Here is a 2,042-nt window from a genome sequence, read left to right as displayed (position 1 = left end):
CTGCCGGAGCCGCGCGCCGCGAAGGCGGCGCCGTCCAAGACGCGCTTCCGGGCCGAGCCCGCCCCCGAGACCGCCGTATGGTCGTTCGACGGGACCTCGGCGCCTCCGACGTTCCGGGTGAAGCTCGGCGAGGCCGTGCGCGTGCGGGTCGAGAACAGGACTGACAAGCCGCTCTCGCTGCACTGGCACGGGGTGCGCAACAAGAACGCCATGGACGGCGTCGGCGGCGTGACGCAGGCGCCGATCGCGCCCGGCGCCGACTTCACCTACGATTTCGTGCCGCCCGACGCCGGCACCTTCCTGGTCCGTCCGCTCGTGGTCGGCGGATCGAGCGAGCCGTCCGGCCGGGGCCTCGCCGGCTTCCTGATCGTCGAGGAGAAGGCGCCCCCCGCGGTCGAGGCCGACGTGTCGCTGCTGATGCAGGACTGGCGCCTGCAGGACGACGGCGCGCTGCTGCCCTTCGGCCAGACCGCGTTCGCGGCGAGCAACGGGCGGCTCGGCAACCTCGTGACCATCAACGGCGCCAACGTGCCGGCCACCTTCGAGGCGCGGCCGGGCAGCCGGATCCGGGTGCGGCTCGGCAACGCCTGCAACGCCCGGGCGACCCGCATCCGCTTCGAGGGCCTGAAGGTCTACGTCGCGGCCGTCGACGGCCAGCCGACCGACACGTTCGAGCCGCTGCGCGCGACGCTGCCGTTCCCGCCCGGCACCCGCTACGACCTGCTGATCGACCTGCCGGCGGAGGCCGACGCGAAGGGGGCGATCACCGCGCTGGTCGGCCAGGGCCTGCAGCTCGCCACCGTCGTCACCAAGGGCTCGGCCGTCACCGAGAAGCGGCCGCCGATCGGGCCGATCGGCGAGAACCCGCTGCTGCCGCGCGAGGTCAAGCTGCAGAACGCGCTGCGCCGCGACGTGGTGATCACCGGCGGCGCCAGCCTCTCGAAGGACAAGCCCGAGGCGGAGCCGGCCTATTCCGGCGACGCCAACCGGATCTGGTCGGTCAACGGCACCAGCGCGACCGCGGGCCTCGCGCCGATCTTCACGGTGAAGCGCGGCCAGGTGGTGGTGCTGGCCTTGCGCAACGAGACCGCGTTCCCGCAGGCGCTGCACCTGCACGGCCACGTCTTCCGCCTGCTCCACCCCCTCGACGACGGCTGGGAGCCCTACTGGCTCGACACCTTCCAGCTCCTCGAAGGCCGCACCGCCCGCATCGCCTTCCAGGCCGACAATCCCGGCCGCTGGCTGATCAGCGCGACGGTGCTGGAGCGGTTCGACACCGGGCTGTGGACCTGCTTCGAGGTGACGTGACGCAGCCCGCTTCTTCCCTCCCCCCTTTGCGGGGGAGGGAAAAGACCGTCGTCACCCTCCAAGCTCTTCCAGAACCTCCGCCAGCACCGCCGGCATCAACTCCGGAATATCCTCGGCGATCAGCCCCGGGCCGTGGCGCAGGCCGGCATCGCCGTGGAGCCAGGCCGCGGCGCAGGCCGCCTCGAACGGCGGCATGCCCTGGGCCAGGAGCCCCGCGACCAGGCCGGCGAGCACGTCGCCCGAGCCGGCGGTGCCGAGCCACGGCGTGGCGTGGTCGTTGATCGCGGCGCGGCCGTCGGGGGCGGCCACCACCGTGTCGGGGCCCTTGAGCACCACCACGGCGCCGACCCGTGCGGCGGCGCGGCGGGCCTGCTCGAGCTTGCCGACCTCCGCGACGGCGTCGGTGCCCGCGAACAGTTTCGCGAACTCGCCCGCATGCGGGGTCAGCACCGCCTTCGCGTCGCCGTCGGCGAGGTGGGCGGCGAGCAGGGTCGCCTGCTTGGCAAAGCTCGTCAGCGCATCGGCGTCGAGCACGAGGCCGCGCCCGGCGTCGGCGAGGCGACGCCGAGGCCGGGGCCCGCCAGGATCGCGTTGATGCGCTCGTCGGTGAGCAGGTCGTCGAGGTCGTCGGCGGAGTCGCACGGCCGCAGCATGATCGCGGTGAGGTGGGCGGCGTTCTCCGCCAGCGCCCGCGCCGGCGAGGCCACCGTGACGAGCCCGGCCCCGATCCGCAG

The 2,042-nt window shown here is 73.8% G+C and carries 1 protein-coding gene and 1 pseudogene; one reads left to right on the top strand and one right to left on the bottom strand.

What is annotated here, in order from left to right; all coding sequences use genetic code 11:
* Positions 1-1,308 (top strand): multicopper oxidase family protein (locus FV223_RS26235; protein WP_147729674.1); only part of this gene is annotated, 1,308 nt, incomplete at its 5' end.
* 51 nt (positions 1,309-1,359) lie between these two features.
* Here FV223_RS26235 and FV223_RS26230 read toward each other — a convergent pair.
* A pseudogene (locus FV223_RS26230) lies at positions 1,360-2,042 on the bottom strand (ADP/ATP-dependent (S)-NAD(P)H-hydrate dehydratase); the annotation flags it as partial.

Origin of the sequence: Methylobacterium sp. WL116, from assembly GCF_008039455.1 — a bacterium.
In the GTDB taxonomy this organism is placed as follows: domain Bacteria; phylum Pseudomonadota; class Alphaproteobacteria; order Rhizobiales; family Beijerinckiaceae; genus Methylobacterium.
Note: the sequence above shows the minus strand (reverse complement) of the source record. Positions and strands in the feature narration are given on the sequence as shown.